The following is a 1,412-nucleotide window of genomic DNA, read 5'->3' on the forward strand; positions in this document are numbered from 1 at the left end:
TCAATGACACGACTTCGGCGGTACGCTTGAGCCCCGCTACATTGTCGGCGCGGAATCACTAGACCAGTGAGCTATTACGCACTCTTTCAAGGGTGGCTGCTTCTAAGCCAACCTCCTGGTTGTCTCTGCGACTCCACATCCTTTCCCACTTAGCGTACGCTTAGGGGCCTTAGTCGATGCTCTGGGCTGTTTCCCTCTCGACCATGGAGCTTATCCCCCACAGTCTCACTGCCGCGCTCTCACTTACCGGCATTCGGAGTTTGGCTAAGGTCAGTAACCCGGTAGGGCCCATCGCCTATCCAGTGCTCTACCTCCGGCAAGAAACACACGACGCTGCACCTAAATGCATTTCGGGGAGAACCAGCTATCACGGAGTTTGATTGGCCTTTCACCCCTAACCACAGGTCATCCCCCAGGTTTTCAACCCTGGTGGGTTCGGTCCTCCACGAAGTCTTACCTCCGCTTCAACCTGCCCATGGCTAGATCACTCCGCTTCGGGTCTTGAGCGTGCTACTCAAACCGCCCTGTTCGGACTCGCTTTCGCTACGGCTACCCCACCCGGGTTAACCTCGCAACACACCGCAAACTCGCAGGCTCATTCTTCAAAAGGCACGCAGTCACGAGAAACAGCAAGCTGCTTCCGACGCTCCCACGGCTTGTAGGCACACGGTTTCAGGTACTATTTCACTCCCCTCCCGGGGTACTTTTCACCATTCCCTCACGGTACTATCCGCTATCGGTCACCAGGGAATATTTAGGCTTAGCGGGTGGTCCCGCCAGATTCACACGGGATTTCTCGGGCCCCGTGCTACTTGGGTGTCTCACAAGCAAGCCGTACAGATTTCAGCTACGGGGGTCTTACCCTCTACGCCGGACCTTTCGCATGTCCTTCGCCTACCCATACGGTTTCTGACTCGCCGACCAGCCGGCAGACTGATCAAGTGAGATCCCACAACCCCCACGACGCAACCCCTGCCGGGTCTCACACGTCGTAGGTTTGGCCTCATCCGGTTTCGCTCGCCACTACTCCCGGAATCACGGTTGTTTTCTCTTCCTGAGGGTACTGAGATGTTTCACTTCCCCTCGTTCCCTCCACACTGCCTATGTGTTCAGCAGCGGGTGACAGCCCATGACGACTGCCGGGTTTCCCCATTCGGAAACCCCCGGATCAAAGCCTGGTTGACGACTCCCCGGGGACTATCGCGGCCTCCCACGTCCTTCATCGGTTCCTGGTGCCAAGGCATCCACCGTGCGCCCTTAAAAACTTGGCCACAGATGCTCGCGTCCACTGTGCAGTTCTCAAACAACGACCAACCACCCATCACCCCCGGCAACAACCGGAGTTCACTGGGGCCGGCAACCGAAGACAGACCATTACGGCCGTGCCCTCAGACACCCAACAGCGTGCCCGG

1 rRNA gene (only partly in view) is annotated in these 1,412 nt (G+C 57.7%); it reads right to left on the bottom strand.

Annotated features, from left to right (window positions below):
* Positions 1 to 1,271, bottom strand: a 23S ribosomal RNA gene (locus ACFYXB_RS45445); it reaches 1,922 nt to the left of the window's first position.
* Positions 1,272 to 1,412 lie beyond the last annotated feature (141 nt).

Source organism: Streptomyces sp. NPDC002619 (genome assembly GCF_042889305.1).
Lineage (GTDB): Bacteria > Actinomycetota > Actinomycetes > Streptomycetales > Streptomycetaceae > Streptomyces.